This is a genomic window from Bradyrhizobium algeriense, from assembly GCF_036924595.1.
In the GTDB taxonomy this organism is placed as follows: domain Bacteria; phylum Pseudomonadota; class Alphaproteobacteria; order Rhizobiales; family Xanthobacteraceae; genus Bradyrhizobium; species Bradyrhizobium algeriense.
In genome coordinates this window covers 5,025,038-5,040,021 of the sequence record NZ_JAZHRV010000001.1, presented here as the reverse complement: position 1 = coordinate 5,040,021, position 14,984 = coordinate 5,025,038, and the positions used below count along the sequence as shown (strand labels likewise).

At 61.5% G+C, this 14,984-nt stretch carries 13 protein-coding genes; 10 read left to right on the top strand and 3 right to left on the bottom strand.

Translation table 11 applies throughout. The features are described 5' to 3' along the window. Nucleotides 1-44 precede the first annotated feature (44 nt). From V1286_RS24390 to V1286_RS24370, 4 genes are all read left to right on the top strand, one after another. Nucleotides 45-2,072 (top strand): TonB-dependent receptor, encoded by a 2,028-nt coding sequence (locus V1286_RS24390; protein WP_334483650.1) that lies wholly within the window; start codon nucleotides 45-47, stop codon nucleotides 2,070-2,072. A 620-nt stretch (nucleotides 2,073-2,692) separates the two neighbouring features. Then, nucleotides 2,693-3,910 carry a sigma-70 family RNA polymerase sigma factor gene (locus V1286_RS24380; RefSeq protein WP_334483647.1) on the top strand — a complete coding sequence of 406 codons (1,218 nt, stop codon included), beginning with the start codon at nucleotides 2,693-2,695 and terminating at the stop codon, nucleotides 3,908-3,910. Between the two features lie 24 nt (nucleotides 3,911-3,934). Beyond that, nucleotides 3,935-4,735, top strand: a complete 801-nt coding sequence (locus tag V1286_RS24375) for an anti-sigma factor (RefSeq protein WP_334483644.1) — start codon at nucleotides 3,935-3,937, stop codon at nucleotides 4,733-4,735. A 256-nt stretch (nucleotides 4,736-4,991) separates the two neighbouring features. Further along, nucleotides 4,992-5,261 (top strand): hypothetical protein, encoded by a 270-nt coding sequence (locus tag V1286_RS24370; protein WP_334483642.1) that lies wholly within the window; start codon nucleotides 4,992-4,994, stop codon nucleotides 5,259-5,261. A gap of 347 nt (nucleotides 5,262-5,608) precedes the next feature. Here V1286_RS24370 and V1286_RS24365 read toward each other — a convergent pair whose 3' ends face one another. The 3 genes from V1286_RS24365 to V1286_RS24355 all read right to left on the bottom strand — a co-directional run bounded on the left by V1286_RS24365 (nucleotide 5,609) and on the right by V1286_RS24355 (nucleotide 9,009). After that, nucleotides 5,609-7,525 carry a caspase family protein gene (locus V1286_RS24365; RefSeq protein ID WP_334483639.1) on the bottom strand — a complete coding sequence of 639 codons (1,917 nt, stop codon included), beginning with the start codon at nucleotides 7,523-7,525 and terminating at the stop codon, nucleotides 5,609-5,611. Between the two features lie 168 nt (nucleotides 7,526-7,693). After that, nucleotides 7,694-8,125, bottom strand: a complete 432-nt coding sequence (locus V1286_RS24360) for a hypothetical protein (protein WP_145963620.1) — start codon at nucleotides 8,123-8,125, stop codon at nucleotides 7,694-7,696. Between the two features lie 155 nt (nucleotides 8,126-8,280). Next, nucleotides 8,281-9,009: a DUF4908 domain-containing protein gene (locus tag V1286_RS24355; protein ID WP_334483635.1), complete on the bottom strand. Its 729-nt coding sequence runs from the start codon at nucleotides 9,007-9,009 to the stop codon at nucleotides 8,281-8,283. A 295-nt stretch (nucleotides 9,010-9,304) separates the two neighbouring features. Here V1286_RS24355 and V1286_RS24350 point away from each other — a divergent pair, with 295 nt between their 5' ends. From V1286_RS24350 to V1286_RS24325, 6 genes are all read left to right on the top strand, one after another. Next, nucleotides 9,305-9,736, top strand: a complete 432-nt coding sequence (locus tag V1286_RS24350) for a hypothetical protein (protein ID WP_334483633.1) — start codon at nucleotides 9,305-9,307, stop codon at nucleotides 9,734-9,736. A gap of 313 nt (nucleotides 9,737-10,049) precedes the next feature. Then, nucleotides 10,050-10,715, top strand: coding sequence for an HAD family hydrolase (locus V1286_RS24345; protein ID WP_334483630.1), 666 nt, complete (start codon nucleotides 10,050-10,052; stop codon nucleotides 10,713-10,715). Next, the gene (locus tag V1286_RS24340; protein WP_334483627.1) at nucleotides 10,715-11,668 is read left to right on the top strand and encodes a sugar-binding transcriptional regulator; all 954 of its coding nucleotides are present in this window, start codon (nucleotides 10,715-10,717) and stop codon (nucleotides 11,666-11,668) included. The genes V1286_RS24345 and V1286_RS24340 overlap by 1 nt, the downstream gene beginning before the upstream one ends. A gap of 196 nt (nucleotides 11,669-11,864) precedes the next feature. After that, complete coding sequence (locus V1286_RS24335; RefSeq protein ID WP_334483624.1) at nucleotides 11,865-13,178, top strand: sugar ABC transporter substrate-binding protein; 1,314 nt, start codon at nucleotides 11,865-11,867, stop codon at nucleotides 13,176-13,178. Between the two features lie 83 nt (nucleotides 13,179-13,261). After that, nucleotides 13,262-14,134 carry a carbohydrate ABC transporter permease gene (locus tag V1286_RS24330; protein ID WP_334483621.1) on the top strand — a complete coding sequence of 291 codons (873 nt, stop codon included), beginning with the start codon at nucleotides 13,262-13,264 and terminating at the stop codon, nucleotides 14,132-14,134. 3 nt (nucleotides 14,135-14,137) lie between these two features. Further along, nucleotides 14,138-14,968 (top strand): carbohydrate ABC transporter permease, encoded by an 831-nt coding sequence (locus V1286_RS24325; protein WP_334483618.1) that lies wholly within the window; start codon nucleotides 14,138-14,140, stop codon nucleotides 14,966-14,968. The last annotated feature ends 16 nt before the right edge of the window (nucleotides 14,969-14,984 follow it).

Sequence of the window (14,984 nt, the reverse complement as noted above, 5' to 3'; positions counted from 1 at the left end):
GGCGCACCACGGTGCCTGCCGCCCCGCAAGCGGAAACCGTCGCGGTGCAATCGCAGCCGTCGCAGCCGGGTGTCGTGCCCGCCTTTGCCGGCGGCCAAGTCGCTCAAGGCGCGCGGCTGGGAATGCTCGGCAACACCAACACAATGAAGTCACCGTTCAACGTGACGAGCTACACGGACAAGTTCATCCGGGATCAGCAGGCGGCAACCGGTGCGGATGCCTTGATCCTGGATCCTTCCGTGCGCAGTTCCCACCCAACGGGCGGCGTGGTCGATTCCTTCAACATTCGCGGCTTCCCAATCAACGAAGGCAACAATGGTGAGTTTGCCTTTGAGGGCCTCTACGGGATCGCGCCGAGCTACCGCATCTTCACGGATTACGTCGAGCGCATCGAGGTGCTCAAGGGTCCCTCAGCCGCGCTCTCGGGCATCGCACCCAATGGCGGCGTCGGCGGCGTCATCAATGTCGTGCCCAAGCGTGCGGGAGAGGATTTGACCCGCCTCACCGCGAGTTACGGTTCGGCCGCACGGTTCGGCGGTCACTGGGACGTCGCGAGGCGCTACGGCGACAGCAAGGAATGGGGCGTGCGCGCCAGCGGCAGCCTGCGCGGCGGCGACACGCCCATCGACCGCCAGTCTGAAACGACGGGCGTCGGAGCGCTGGCCCTCGACTATCAGGGCGAACGGTACAGGTCCTGGCTCTATTTCCTCGCGCAGACCGATCGGTTCACCGCGCCGTCACGCCCGTTCCTCATGACTGCGGGCCTGCCGGTGCCAAAGGCGCCGGACGGCCGGCTGAACGTGATGCAGCCCTGGGAATGGTCGCGCATCAACGATCAATCCGCCCTGTGGCGCAACGAATATGATGTAACCGATCAGGTGACGCTGTTCGCCGATGTCGGCGGATCGCACACCAATGTCGAGCGGTTCTTCGGCCTTCCGACGATCACCAGTGCGAGCGGCAACACCACCTCGACGCCGCAATTCTTCGGGCTCAGCATCGATCGGCAGACCTATGATGGCGGCGTCCGCGCCCGTTTCGACACCGGCTTCGTCCGACATGCCGTCACCTTCCAGGCCTCGGTCTATCACGACGTGCTGCACCGGCGGACGACCAATGGCAGTCCGGTCTCCTCGAACATCTACAGTCCGACCGTGGCGCCAACCCAGTTTGCGAACGAGATCAGCGATCGCCCCCGGTTCTCGGACAGCCAGCTCACGGGGCTGTCGATTGCCGACACTTTGTCCGTGCTCGATGAGCGGGTCCTGCTGACGTTGGGTGTCCGGCGCCAGGGCGTCGAGGCGACCAACTATGCCCCCAATCTCGGAACGTTTTCGAACTCCTACGACAAGACCGCGACCACTCCCGTGGTCGGCCTCGTCGTCCGGCCTTGGGACAACGTCTCGCTGTACGCGAACTACATCGAAGGTCTGAGCCGGGGCGACGTCGCGCCGCAGGGCACTTCCAATTTCGGCGAAGTGCTCGCGCCCTACATCGCCAAGCAGTACGAGGCCGGCATCAAGGTGGACTTCGGCCGGATCGCAACCACCTTCAGCGCCTTCGAGATATCGAAGGCGAGCGGCGAGCGGTCCGCAGCCAACCGCTTCGAGGCGACCGCCGAAACGCAGGTGCGTGGACTCGAGTTCAACGTCTTCGGCGAGCTCAGGCCCGATGTTCGGGTTCTCGGAGGCGTTTCGCTGCTGGATGGCACCCTGACCAAGACCGCCATCGCGGCAAACTTGGGCAATACGCCGATCGGCGTTCCGAACGTACAGGCCAATATCGGCGCCGAGTGGGATCTGCCGTGGGTGAGAGGGCTCACCTTGAATGGGGCGGTCATCTACACGGGCCGGCAGTTCGTCGATGCCGCAAACAAGCAGCCGATCCCGGAATGGACGCGACTCGATCTCGGCGCCCGCTACACGACGGCGATCAACGGCAGGAAGACGATTTTCCGCGCCAACGTTCAGAATGTGACCGGTGAGAATTACTGGTCGAGCGTGGCCTCATTCGGAACGTTCTTCCTGGGAGCACCGCGCACGTATCTGCTGTCGATGACCGTGGACATGTAATCGCTGCATATGTTGTCGGGCACAAACCTTTGGCGCATGCTGCGGGAAGAGGCCGAGGCAGTTTTCGACGCGCTCAGGCCGCGCATGTTGTCGGACGCGTTCTGGCGGGAAGAACGCAAGGCCTTTCTCGAGAAACCCTGGCCGAGCTGCTCGGTGCTACGGGTACGTCTGGAGCGTTATCGCGACTATCGGGTTGCCAAATCCAGTGGCGGGAGCGGAATGACAAATGCTTCCACCGCGCTTCGCGGCTTCGGACCTGTTTACCAGAAAGATCACGCAGGTCGCGATAGATGCGCATCCCGTATCTCGATCGACGCAATGTGGCTTGTGGTATTTGCGAGCGCCAAGCTTGGCGTAGTTGTGACAATTAAGTGTCATGTCGGGGCAGGCACGACGAACAGACTCAGCAAAGTCGAGTGCGCTCAGGATGGAGCACTGCATTCATCTTACAATTTTTGCGTTAGCATTGTTGCAATTCATAATCTCGCCAGATTGGGATACCAGTTGTTTATCGACAAGAACCAGTTATTCGGCGACGAAAGAGGCCAACTTGCGATGGCCGTAGTCTCTGGCTGTTCAACTGTCATGCGGTGGGTCGGCTGTTTGTCAGGGGAGAAGCCATGTGGTCGCGCAGCCTGTTGGTCCAGAATCTGTTGGTCCTGAAAAAGGCCAAGCCGCAAGACAACGATGCCGACAGTGCCAATGCGGTCGCCGAACGACCGGTCTCCTCTGAGATGCAGAGTGTGCCGGCGCTGAGCGGTAACTTTGAGCACGCGCTCGTCAATGGTGCCCTCTCCGGTGACGCTGGGGCAGCGAGCAGATTTCTCGAACACGTCTCGACGACATTATGGTCGATCGTCGTGAAGCTGGTAGGCGAAGGAGCGGACGCGGAGGCTGCGTTCCTTCACATCGTCGCATCACTGAAGGCTGACGATTATGCGCGGCTGCGGAGGTTCGACGGGCGCTCGCGGCTTACGACGTATTTGTCGCTGGTCGCCCGTGATGTTCTCGCCGACGAACTGGCGGGACAATTCAGTAAAACGCCGCACGAAGCGTGGGAGAGATTCTCGCGTTACTTCGAGACCGACATTCGCAGCCGGATCGCCAGACAATTGCCGCGTAACCTTGGTAGAGCCGGACGCGAGGATACATATCAAGAAGTATGCCTCAAGCTGATCGAGAATGATTTCCGTCGTATCCGCTTATACGGAGGCCGCGGCAGCTTCACGGGCTATATTCTGACCGTGGTCGATCGCGTCTTGATCGATCTCGTGCGGCGTGAGGCGCCCCGACGGCGTTTGCCGGTGGCGATTTCTCGTTCGACGCCGCTTGACCAGGCGATTTATGCAGCCGTGGTGTGGGAGGGTTGTCCGCTGGACACCGATCGCCTCGCTGCTGCACTGCGCGGCAGGCTGGCGCAAGATCCGACAGCCGCTGATGTCGCCGAGTCGGTCGCGCGCGTTGCCGGCATGGCGAAGCTGGAACGCACGCCGCCTGCGACCGAGGCCATCTCGCTCGACGCGCTGCTTGGCGAAGGTGGAGGTATTTCGATCGCGGATTCGTCGCCGACGCCAGAGGACCGTTTGCTGCTCTTTGAGGAGGAAGAGCGCCGCGCTACTCTCGTCGCTGCCGTCAATGCGGCTGCGGAGAAGCTTCCCGCCGATGAACGGTTGTACCTTCAGATTGTATTTTCGGCCAATGAGCCGTTGCCAGCACGTGACATCGCTAGGCTGATGGGTTGCCCGGTCGAGGACGTCTATCGCTTCAAGCAGCGAACCCAGAAATGGTTGAAAGAAATTGCGGTGCAATTGGAAAAGAATTCCGATATGTCCGTCTGAACATGGGTATTGGAATTCTGCCCGATGATCGAACGCCCTAGTCAGGAACCGGCGTCTGTGCCCGCCGAGGACGATGACCGCTCCGACCGGCTGCAAACCTATGAGCTGCTTCGCGCGCAACTGTCGCGGACCATTTCAGAGGGTTTGGAGCAGGGTTCCCTTGCTGCAGGTCAATGGGACGAGATCGACAACGCTCAGATCGCTGCGTTTCTCGACTGTTCCCTGCCGCGAGCAGAGTGGGATGCTGTCGCCGCGAGACTTGCGAACGACCCGGTGGCCCGCGCGGAGTTAACTTCCGCGGCGGCATTGCTGGACGAAATCCAAGCGCGGCCTGCGACAGCTCCAGCGGGCCTGGTGGTGCGGGCGGCTGGCGTTCTTGCTGCGTCGGAACAGAGCCGAACGCAGGTTTCGGCAATGGCGGTCAGTCCAGTTGCTCGGTACCGGCGCTCGATTGCGTGGTCCGGCTTCGCTCTCGCCGCCCTGGCCGTGATCGCGATCCCGACCGCTGTGAAGATGGTTGGGGACGGTGCAGCCATCGCGGTCAAGCAGGACGACGCAGGTGATGCGATCGGCCGCGGAATCGTGGCGACCCCGTCCGGTCCAACGAAGAAGAAAGATGCTCACTCGTGCAGTGACGCGAACGAACAAGCCAGGAAATCGACACCCGGCAGCATGGGAAGCGATCGCGGTACTGGACCGGGGGCGACCGCGGAGGGGGCCGAACATCCAGGCAAGGCAGCGCCCACCGATGATAACGATCCATGCGGGCCAAGGCCGGCAGGGGGCCGTAGGCATGAGCGCCCCGCTTCCGCAGGACCGAACTGACCTAAACTCGACGCTTAAGTCGTCCGGGCCACATCTCGGTTGCGGGAGGTGCGTTGTGCTCCATCACGAGGATGGGTCTAACGAGACATCGCGATGGCCGGCGACAGACAAAAAATGAGAGCCTGTCCGTCTGCTCCAATGTTGCCATCCAACAAAGGAGCAAGAGATAATGCGTTATACAACGACGAAGGCTGCGATCGGATCACGCTTGAGCACGCGCAGAGCGTTGCTTCTCCTGCATTTGGCGGGTGCCGCTTTGTTCGCGATTGCCGGCGCCGGGCCCGCACGTGCGCAGAGCACCGGCATCGCCGCTTGCGACGACTTTCTGCAAAAATATGATAGTTGCGTTACGTCGAAGCTTCCGGAGGCGCAACGTGCGACCTACAAGGCACAGCTCGACCAGACGCGAAAGATGTGGGTTGATATGGCCAAGAATCCATCAGCGAAGTCAACCATGGAAGGGACGTGTAAGCAGACGATGGACGCGATCAAGACCTCGCTGCAAAGCTTCGGCTGCTCGTTCTGATGTAGCCGCGCGGGCAGGAAGGCTGGGGTGCTCATCTGATCGCCCCAGCCTTCTGAGTACGGCGCGTCCAGGCGAAGAACCCGGAGTTCACCCTGCCAGAGCGTGATCCGGAGAAACATGCCCTCAGGCCGATGGTGGGACAGCGGTTTTCCCTTGAGCCTAACAAAGGCGACGCGTTTGCGCGGAGATGATGCTCAAGCAAAGAGCCAGAGCATGATCTGGCTTTCCGAAAAGACCATGCTCAAAACAAGCGCCGATGGCGATGTTTCCTGAACTCGTCGCGCTCCAGGTTCAAGATGAGACCGCTGCTTGTCGTGGGGGTCTCGAAAGCGATGTGATTACCTCACCTATCGCGATTTGATCTCCCGGCAGCGGGCCGCGCGCAGTCCCGTTAGAGCGTCGCGCTGCAGCAGTGTCGGGCAGGCATTGCCAAGGTAGTAGCTGTCGCCAGTCTCGCGGGCGACCTGCGCCACGACCGCAGGGCCGAGTGTGCTCCAGCAGGCTTCCGTGAGCGCCTTCGACGCCTTGGCTTCATCCCAGTCGGGAGGCCGGCTGAGCGCGGCAATGACAGCGTTGGTGAGATCTGGATCCGTACAGACTACCACATTCGTTTCGGCCGGCGCCTCGATCGCGATGGCGAAAAACGGCGCGGCGGCCGAGCGGTTGAGCTTGCGTCCGACGAGACGGGCGGCGTCACGCGCGAGGTCGGCGCGCGCCGTACCGGCGCTCTTGGGCGTTGTGCGCACGAAGTTCTCCAGCCCCCGGCGGCAATCGGCTGCCCCGTAAGCCTGCTCAAGGCAGTCGCCGAACGCGGACAGGCCGATCGACGCGCGCAGAGCCAGGAATTTCGGGTTGTCGTTCAGGATCGGAAAGGTCGTGGCATAGCGCTCGAGCGCCGCAAGCCGATCGCCAAACGGATGCGGCGACGTTGCAAGTGGAGTTAATTCGCCGATTGCGGCTTGTTCGGCCAACGTAGCCCAGTGTGCGTCGCGCGCCGTCGGCCTCACCGTTGTCAGGTGGCCGCGGAGCTCGCTCCAGCTCTTCGCGGCCGCCAGCGCGTCGAGCTCGGCGATCACAGGATCGGCCGAAGGAGCCGGCACGGCCTCGGCGGCGCGCTTGTCGACGTCGGATAGCAGGGCCGCGGTTTGTGGTGGCGGCGGGTCGGCGGGCGTGGTGCGTCCGCTTGAGTTGAGTACGATCTCGCCGACGACCTGGTCGTAGTAGGCCGGCGTTTGCTCGAGGCCGACGCTCGCTGCCAACTGCCGAACCTCGATTTGCAAGCGCTTGGCAATTTGCACCAGCGTCAGGTCAGGCTCCGCCAGCCGGCGGACGAGATTTCGCGTGAACACGGAGTTCGAGGCGCGCTCGGTGCTGGACAGCCGGTCGAGCGCGGTCTGCTTGGCGCCGGCGGAGAACATGATAAATACGCCCTCGGCAGGCGTCATCGCGGCGAGCCCGCCGCTGCCCCTGAGCCCGCGCCCGCCCGGCCGTTCGAACGGATTGTTACGGCAGGCGTCGAGCATGAGCACCGCCGTGCGGGCGCCGCGCGCCTGCAGCCGGTCGATGATCCGGTCGGCTGGAAACGCGGAATCGCGGATCAGCTCTTCCTGTCCTTCGCGGACCTCCGGGATGTCTGTCGGCAACAGGTAGTTCTGGCCGCGGATCTCGAAGCCGTGCCCAGCGAAGAAGAACAGCGCGATGTCGCCCGGCTCGATCATCTTGTCGAAAGCGAGCATGGCCTCGCTCATGGCACGGCGCGGCTGGTTCTCGACGACCATCACCGAGAAGCCGAGCCGGCGCAGGGCGGTGCCGACCGCCCGCGCGTCGTTGACGGCGGTCTGCAGCCGTGGAATGTTCTCATAGGCGTTATTGCCGACCAGCAGGGCGACGCGCTTCTCCGCGCGTGCGGTCGTGGCGAAGCCTATCGCGACGCTCAGCGCGAGGATCGCCAGGCACGAGTTTGTTTTCAACATGGATGCTCTCGTCGATGCTCTAGCGGGCTCATGGAGCGGCTGTCTCACCCGGTTGGCCAAACTGTTCGGCGGGTGAGCGCCATTATCCGTCAACTCATTGTTTGTCAGCTCTGTGGCCGGATGATGTGCATGCTGCGGGTCGGCAGGTTGGCTGCGAACTTCATCATGGGCGGGTAGCCGACGATGAGCGGGCCAGCAAGTAATAAAACTAGTCCAGATTGCTGATGACGATCGAGACGCGCCCTCGGCAGGCAAGACAATCCCTGGAGCATATTCCGGTCCGTTCGCCACGGGATTTCGTCACGCCCAAGTTGACTTTTCAGCAACCTGCTGGGGGGCGCGATGCGTTCAAGATGAAGCGTCATCGCGCTTTAGCTTTTTGTTGAGTATGAACTTTTCGGGAAAATCGGTGCTCCCATCGGGTCGTGGCCCGATGGGCGTGATTTTCCGGACCATGCCCTAGATACGATAGAGAAACGTAGCGACGATCGTCCATAGGCCGAGGACGATCGCGGCATAACCGAGCACGGTCTGATAGGGGACAATGGCAGCGCGAATCTGCTCGCCACGTTGAGCCGCTTGAGCGTTGTGGCTGAAAATGAACTTCGTCAGCAACGCATAGCCGAGCAGCAGGCCGAGCGATGCAATTAGCACGCCGGTCGCGAGGTAGGTCAGCCACCAGACCGGCACGTAGCCGAACCAGTTCAGGTTGATGATCGCATTGATGATGGTCCAGGCGCCCCACAGGCAGGTTATGAATCCGAACCATCCCTGGTAAGGTACCATCAGTTCGATATACGCCTTCGCGTCCGGACGCCTCGCAACGATGCTCGAAGCGGCCGCCAGGGCGCCGAGCGCGAGCAAAACCAGCCCAGTTATAAGACCCGACATTGGATTCCTCTCTTTCTTGACAACAATGCACCATATTGCGGTGACATTTCGAGACGGCCCGCGGCCGTCGCCACCACATCAAGATAGAGAGACGGACCAGCGAACATTTTTCTCCGCGCCGGCTGCTGTAAATTCGTGCCCGGATAAAGATCCAGCTACAGGAGATCACCGATCGCAGACTTGAGGCGCGCCGAGGACGGCCGGCCTGTGATCGCCTCCTTGGCTTCGACCTCCACGATCAGGGTGTCGCCCGCCAGTCTGACGTCGACCCGGTCGGCGTCGCGGATGACGACGCGCTGCAGTTTCGCAGCGATGATCTCGCGTGCGATCGGTGAGGTGAGCATCTCGGCCAGGGCTGTTCCTGTGACGGCGATGGCATCTGCCATCGCGGACCACGCGGCGGAGTCAGCGGAAAGGCGCGGTGCGTCGAGCGAGATTTTGAGCGCCGGGGCGCCCGCGCGCCCAAGCCTGCGCCCGAGCGACTCGGCCTCGGTCTCGGCCTGCTCTTTCGTTGCGTTCTTGACGACGAGTGGCTCGGCTTCCTGGTCGTGATACGCGTCAGCCGAACCGCCCGACAATTTGTCGCTGAATACAAGGACGCGGCCCGTTTCGTAGATCCGAAGAACCGAGACGCCGTCGTCGCGCTTGAGTGTCATCGAATCGTAAGGAGCCGGCTCGACAGTCAAGGCCAGGATTTCGGCGGAGCCGTCGAAGCGCAGCTTGATCGGCGTTCCCATGCGGTCGATCACAAAGCCGATCAATCCGCTGCCGGTGCTGTAATGCCCGATGCGAAGCCGCGGGCCCCTCTCCGCGGCGAGGGCGCCATGGCCGGCGATCAAGGCGAGGGCGGCGCCGACGACGGCCGCTCGGAAACGTCCGGACATGGCAGACCTCACAGCATCACGACAATCCGCGGGGTGCGGTACCGCTGATGAGCGCAGCGAGAGATGAGAAACAAATACGGAGTTTTTGCGGCCGATACCTACGTTGAACGCGGTGCATTCATGATTCAAAATGTTTCAATCAAGATGCACCGCTCCAGGTGCTGCGATGACACGGTGCTGCGATGACGCGGGAAAATCACCGCCGCTGTCCGTCTATCCCCAAGTCCGCCGCAGTGGCCGGACGCCGTGCCCACACGGGATGCGCGCATGAACATCTAAATTGGAGTTGTCCGCTATGATTATCCGTGCCGGTGTCGCCGTCGTCGCGCTCTCTATCTTCTCCTCGGTCGCGCTTGCGCAATCGCTGAAGGACAAGGAGTATTTCGCGGAGCAGGAAAAGTATCTCGCGGCAGAGGTCACCTCCACCAACGAGCGGTGCGGCAACAGTCTCACCGCGAAGTTTAACTGGTTGAAGCCGCCGACGCCGGAGGATCGGAAGACCTACAGCGCCTACGGTTACTGCAAGGTAGCTCTCGAAGCCATGTGGCGCGTCTGTGGCTCCGAGGCCGGCAAGGAAGCCGTCAAACAGAAGATCAAAAGCCTGACTTGTAGTTTTGGACCGCAGCGCACGGTTGTGCTCAAGGATGGCACGATCGACTACGAGGTCAATTTCAATTCGAGCAACGACGTCGACTACGTGTTCGAATATTTGCAGAACAATTTGTGAGGTGCAACGGCGTCAGAACGCATTGGTCTTTGAACAAGGATGCACCAGTCTCTCGCTCGGTACAGCGCACCGGCATCATTCGTTCACGCGCCATCCCTGGTGGACTTCACCACCACTACGCCTGTGCTTAGGTTTTCGGTACACACAACAGGCTTCTGACGCATGATCGCTCGTCGACCGTGATCCCGACTGGCGGACTGAGCCCGTGCTCTGGGTAGTGCACGGGAATCCGCCAGGCGGGGTGCCCATTCGCGGAGGCGGGTTATTGCCCATTTTATGAGTTTATGCTCATATTGGGCATGAGAAATTTACGATGATCCGGCCCGATCTCATCATTTTCGACTGCGACGGCGTATTGGTCGACAGCGAGGTGCTGAGCTGTCGCTGCCTCTCTGACACGTTGGCGGGATACGGCATCAGCCTTGACGTCGATCAGGCACTTGATCTGTTCCTTGGGCGAAGCGTGACGGCGGTCTTCCAGCATTATGAAGCGTTGGGACGCTTGAACCCCGAGAAATTTTCGGCCGAGCTGAGGGCAGGGGTTCGAGCGGCGTTTCTCTCGTCACTTTGCCCAATCGAAGGGGTGAACTCGGTACTGGAGGACTTGCAAATCCCCCGTTGCGTCGCCTCGTCCAGCGATGTCGATAGGGTGTCCTTCTCCCTTTCTCTGACCGGTCTCGCGCCGCATTTCGGCACGCGTCTCTATACCTCCCAGATGGTGGAGCGCGGCAAGCCGGCGCCCGACCTCTTTCTCTACGCGGCCGAAAAGATGCGGGTAGATCCGCGTCGCACCCTCGTGATCGAGGATAGTGTCAGCGGCGTCAAGGCGGGCAAGGCCGCCGGCATGACCGTTTGGGGCTTTGTCGGAGGCAGCCACTATCAATCGCGTGACGGGAAGGCCATTCTCCGCGAAGCGGGAGCCGATCGCGTATTCGCACGGATGGCGGATTTCTGGCGAGTGGATCGGCAAGGAACCTGATGGCAGCATCCGATAACGAGAGGTCGCGTCTGGACGAAGCCGCGCGGGCCGGTTGGCTCTATTTCATTGCCGGTCACACCCAGGACGAAATCGCCAAGATGCTGCAGGTTTCGCGCGCGTCGGCACAGCGCCTCGTCTCGCTGTGCCTCGCCGAGCGCTTGATCACTTTCCGCCTGGAGCATCCGATCGCTGCATGCATGGAATTAGCAGCGCGGTTGAAGGATTTGTTCCATCTCGCCTATTGCGAAGTCGTGCCGACCGATCCCGCCGCGCCGCTGTCGGCCGCTGGAATCGCCGAGCGCGCCGCCAACATCCTTGAATCGACGTTGCGGACCGAGAAGCCGACCATCGTCGCGCTTGGCACCGGCAGAGCGGTGCGGGCTGCCGTCGAGCGCGTGTCGCCGATCGACTGTCCGAACCACCAGATCGTGTCGCTGGTCGGAAACATTTCGGCCGACGGCTCGGCCAGCTTCTTCGACACTGTCGGCCGTCTCGCCGACCGGACCAAGGCGCGCCACTATCCGATGCCGCTGCCGTTTCTGATGTCGTCCGAGCGCGAGCGCGACCAGATGCTGAAAATAGATCCGATCGCCAGGGTGAGAGCGGTCGCCGCCAAGGCCGACCTGCGGCTTGTCGGGGTCGGGCAGATGGATCGGCAGGCGCAAGTTCACGTTGACGGTTTCGTCTCGCGCGAAGAACTGCTCGAGATGATGCGGCTGGGCGCCGTTGGCGAACTGACCGGCTGGGCGTTCAACGAGGAGGGGCACCTCATCAAAGGCGGGACAAACCTTCGTCTCACCAGCATTCCGCCGCGGGTACCTGCCGAGACCCTGACCATCGGAGCGGCGGTCGGTCGTGCCAAGGTTCCGGCCATCAGGGCGGCGCTGAAGGGGCGGCTTCTCAACGGGTTGATCACCGACGAGGCGACGGCAGGCGCAATCCTCAAGCCGTAGCGAACTGGCCGGTCTTCGGCCTCGGCGTGCGCGGGTTTCCCGCCAGCCGATCCTGGCATGCGATCCCATTAAACCATGTCCTCCCGCCCAGCGAGTCCAGTGCGGAAGCGCGATCCGATCCTTGACAACGCTTCGGCCCGGTGTGAACATAAATGCAAGGCGTGGGCATATGCTCAACGCCGTAAGGGAGGTTATCGTGAAACACGTCCTCAGCGCCCTGCTGGGCGCGGCTACCTTGTTGGGCGCAGCTCCTTCCGTCGCACAGACATCCCTGACCATCGCCACCGTGAACAACGGCGACATGATTCGGATGCAGGCGCTGACCAACGAATTCACCGCTAAAAATCCTGACATCACCGTCAAATGGGTGACACTCGAAGAGAACGTCCTGCGCCAGCGCGTCACCACCGACATCGCGACCAAGGGAGGACAGTTCGACGTGCTGACCATCGGCACCTATGAGGTTCCGATCTGGGCCAAGAAGAACTGGCTCATTCCGCTTGACAATCTCGGACCCGACTACGACGCCGCGGACCTGCTTCCGAAGATCCGGGATGCCGTGTCGGTTTCGGGCCAGCTGTACGCCGCGCCGTTCTATGGCGAGAGTTCGATGGTGATGTATCGCACCGACCTGTTCCAGAAGGCCGGCCTGACCATGCCGGAAAAGCCGACCTGGGATTTCGTGATCGATGCGGCGAAAAAGCTCACCGACAAATCCGGCGGCGTCTTCGGCATCTGCCTGAGGGGCAAGGCGGGCTGGGGCGAGAACATGGCGTTCCTGACCGCGATGTCCAACTCGTTCGGCGCGCGCTGGTTTGATGAGAAATGGCAGCCGCAATTCGACAAGCCGGAATGGAAGAAGACACTTTCGACCTATGTCGATCTGATGAAGGCCGCGGGCCCTCCCGGTGCCAGCTCGAACGGCTTCAATGAAAACCTCGCGCTGTTCAACTCCGGCAAATGCGGGATGTGGATCGATGCCACGGTGGCTGCGTCCTTTGTCACCAACCCGAAGGATTCCAAGGTTGCCGACAAGGTCGGCTTCGCGCTTGCGCCGAATGCGGGGCTCGGCAAGAACGCCAACTGGCTGTGGGCGTGGAATCTCGCCATCCCTGCGGGCTCGAAGAAGACCGCAGCCGCCGAGAAGTTCATCGCCTGGGCGACCAGCAAGGACTACACCAGGCTCGTCGCCTCGAAGGAAGGATGGGCCAATGTCCCGCCCGGCACCCGCACCTCGCTCTATCAGAATCCGGAATATCTGAAGGTTGCGCCGTTTGCCGGGCTGACGCTGGCATCGATCGATGCCGCCGATCCGAATAAGCCGACCGTGCAGTCGGTGCCTTACGTCGGCGTGCAGTACGCGGCCATTCCGGAATTCCAGGGCATCGGAACTAGCGTCGGCCAGCAATTCTCGGCGGCGTTGGCCGGGTCATCGACAGTGGACGCTGCGCTCGCAGCCGCGCAAACAGCCACCGAACGCGAAATGAAGCGCGCCGGCTACATCAAGTAGCGCGACACGCAATTCTGGCTGCCGTCAGGCCCCCGAGCAGCGACGGCAGCCCCATCTCCTTTCCCAGATAACAGGAGGCGGCGATGGCAACGCAGCAAACCCAGGTCCTCGGAAGGGCCCTGCTGACGCCGGCCGTCGCATTGCTGTTCATCTGGATGATCGTCCCGCTGGCAATGACGGTCTACTTCTCGACGTTGCACTACAGCCTACTCGATGCGGAAACCTGGAGCTTCGTCGGGCTGGAGAATTTTCGATATTTTCTCACCGATCCCGCTTTTCTGACCGCACTACGGAACACGCTGGTGCTGGTCGGATCGGTGCTCGCAATCACCATCCTGCTCGGCACGCCGTTGGCGCTGCTGCTCGATCAGCAGGTGGTCGGGCGCAGCATCGTCCGCCTGATGGTGATCGCACCGTTCTTCGTGATGCCGACCGTCAGCGCCCTGGTCTGGAAGAACCTCTTGATGCATCCGGTGTCCGGACTGTTCGCCTGGGTCGCGACACTCGTGGGCGCAACGCCGATCGACTGGTTCAACGATGTGCCTTTGTTCGCGGTGATCCTGATCGTGGCCTGGCAATGGCTGCCGTTCGCCACCCTCATTCTGCTCACGGCGCTGCAATCCCAGGACGAGGAGCAAAAGGAAGCGGCCGAGATGGATGGGGCGAGCGCACTTTCGACCTTCATCTATCTCACTTTGCCGCATCTGGCGCGGCCGATCACCGTAGTCATCCTGATCGAAACGATCTTCCTGCTGACCGTGTTCGCCGAGATCTTTGTTACGACTGGCGGCGGCCCGGGCCTCGCGACCACCAATATCGCGTTCCTGATCTATACGCAGGCGCTGGTCCAGTACGATGTCGGCAACGCGTCAGCCGGCGGACTGGTCGCGGTCGTGATCGCTAATATCGTCGCGTTCTTCCTGGTGCGGATCGTCGGACGGAATCTGGAGGCGTAGGCGATGGCACGCAAGGTGACAGCAAGGCGCGTCTGGATGTCCACCGCTGCGGCGTGGCTGTTCGGATTTCTGATTTTCCTGCCCATCCTGTGGATGGTGCTGACGAGCTTCAAGACCGAGCTCGAGGCGTTCTCGATGCCGCCAAAATTCCTGTTGTTTCACTGGACCACTGAGAACTACGCGACAGTGCAGGAGCGCAGTGACTATTTTCATCATGCGCTCAATTCGATCATCATTGCCGGCGGGTCGACGCTGATTGCGATGATCATTGCCATTCCGGCGGCTTGGTCGATGGCGTTCGCGCCGACGAAACGCACCAAGGATGTTCTACTCTGGATGCTCTCGACCAAGATGATGCCATCGGTCGGCGTGCTGGTTCCGATTTACCTGATCTACCGGGATTTCGGGCTGCTCGACAGGCGCGCCGGTCTCGTCATGATCCTTTGTCTCGGCAATCTGCCGATCGTGATCTGGATGCTCTTCACCTATTTCAAGGAAATCCCGAAGGATATTCTGGAGGCGGCGCGGATGGATGGTGCGACCATCGGACGTGAACTCGTTTATGTTCTGACGCCGATGGCCATCCCGGGCCTTGCCTCGACGCTTCTTCTCAATTTCATTCTGGCGTGGAACGAGGCGTTCTGGACACTGAATCTTTCGACCCTGGACGCAGCACCGCTCACAACATTCATCGCGTCCTATTCAAGTCCCGAGGGCCTGTTCTGGGCAAAACTGTCGGCCGCCTCAACGCTCGCCATTGCCCCGATCATCATTCTCGGATGGTTCACGCAGCGGCAGCTTGTCCGTGGACTGACCTTCGGCGCCGTCAAATAGCAAGGGGACCAGAGAT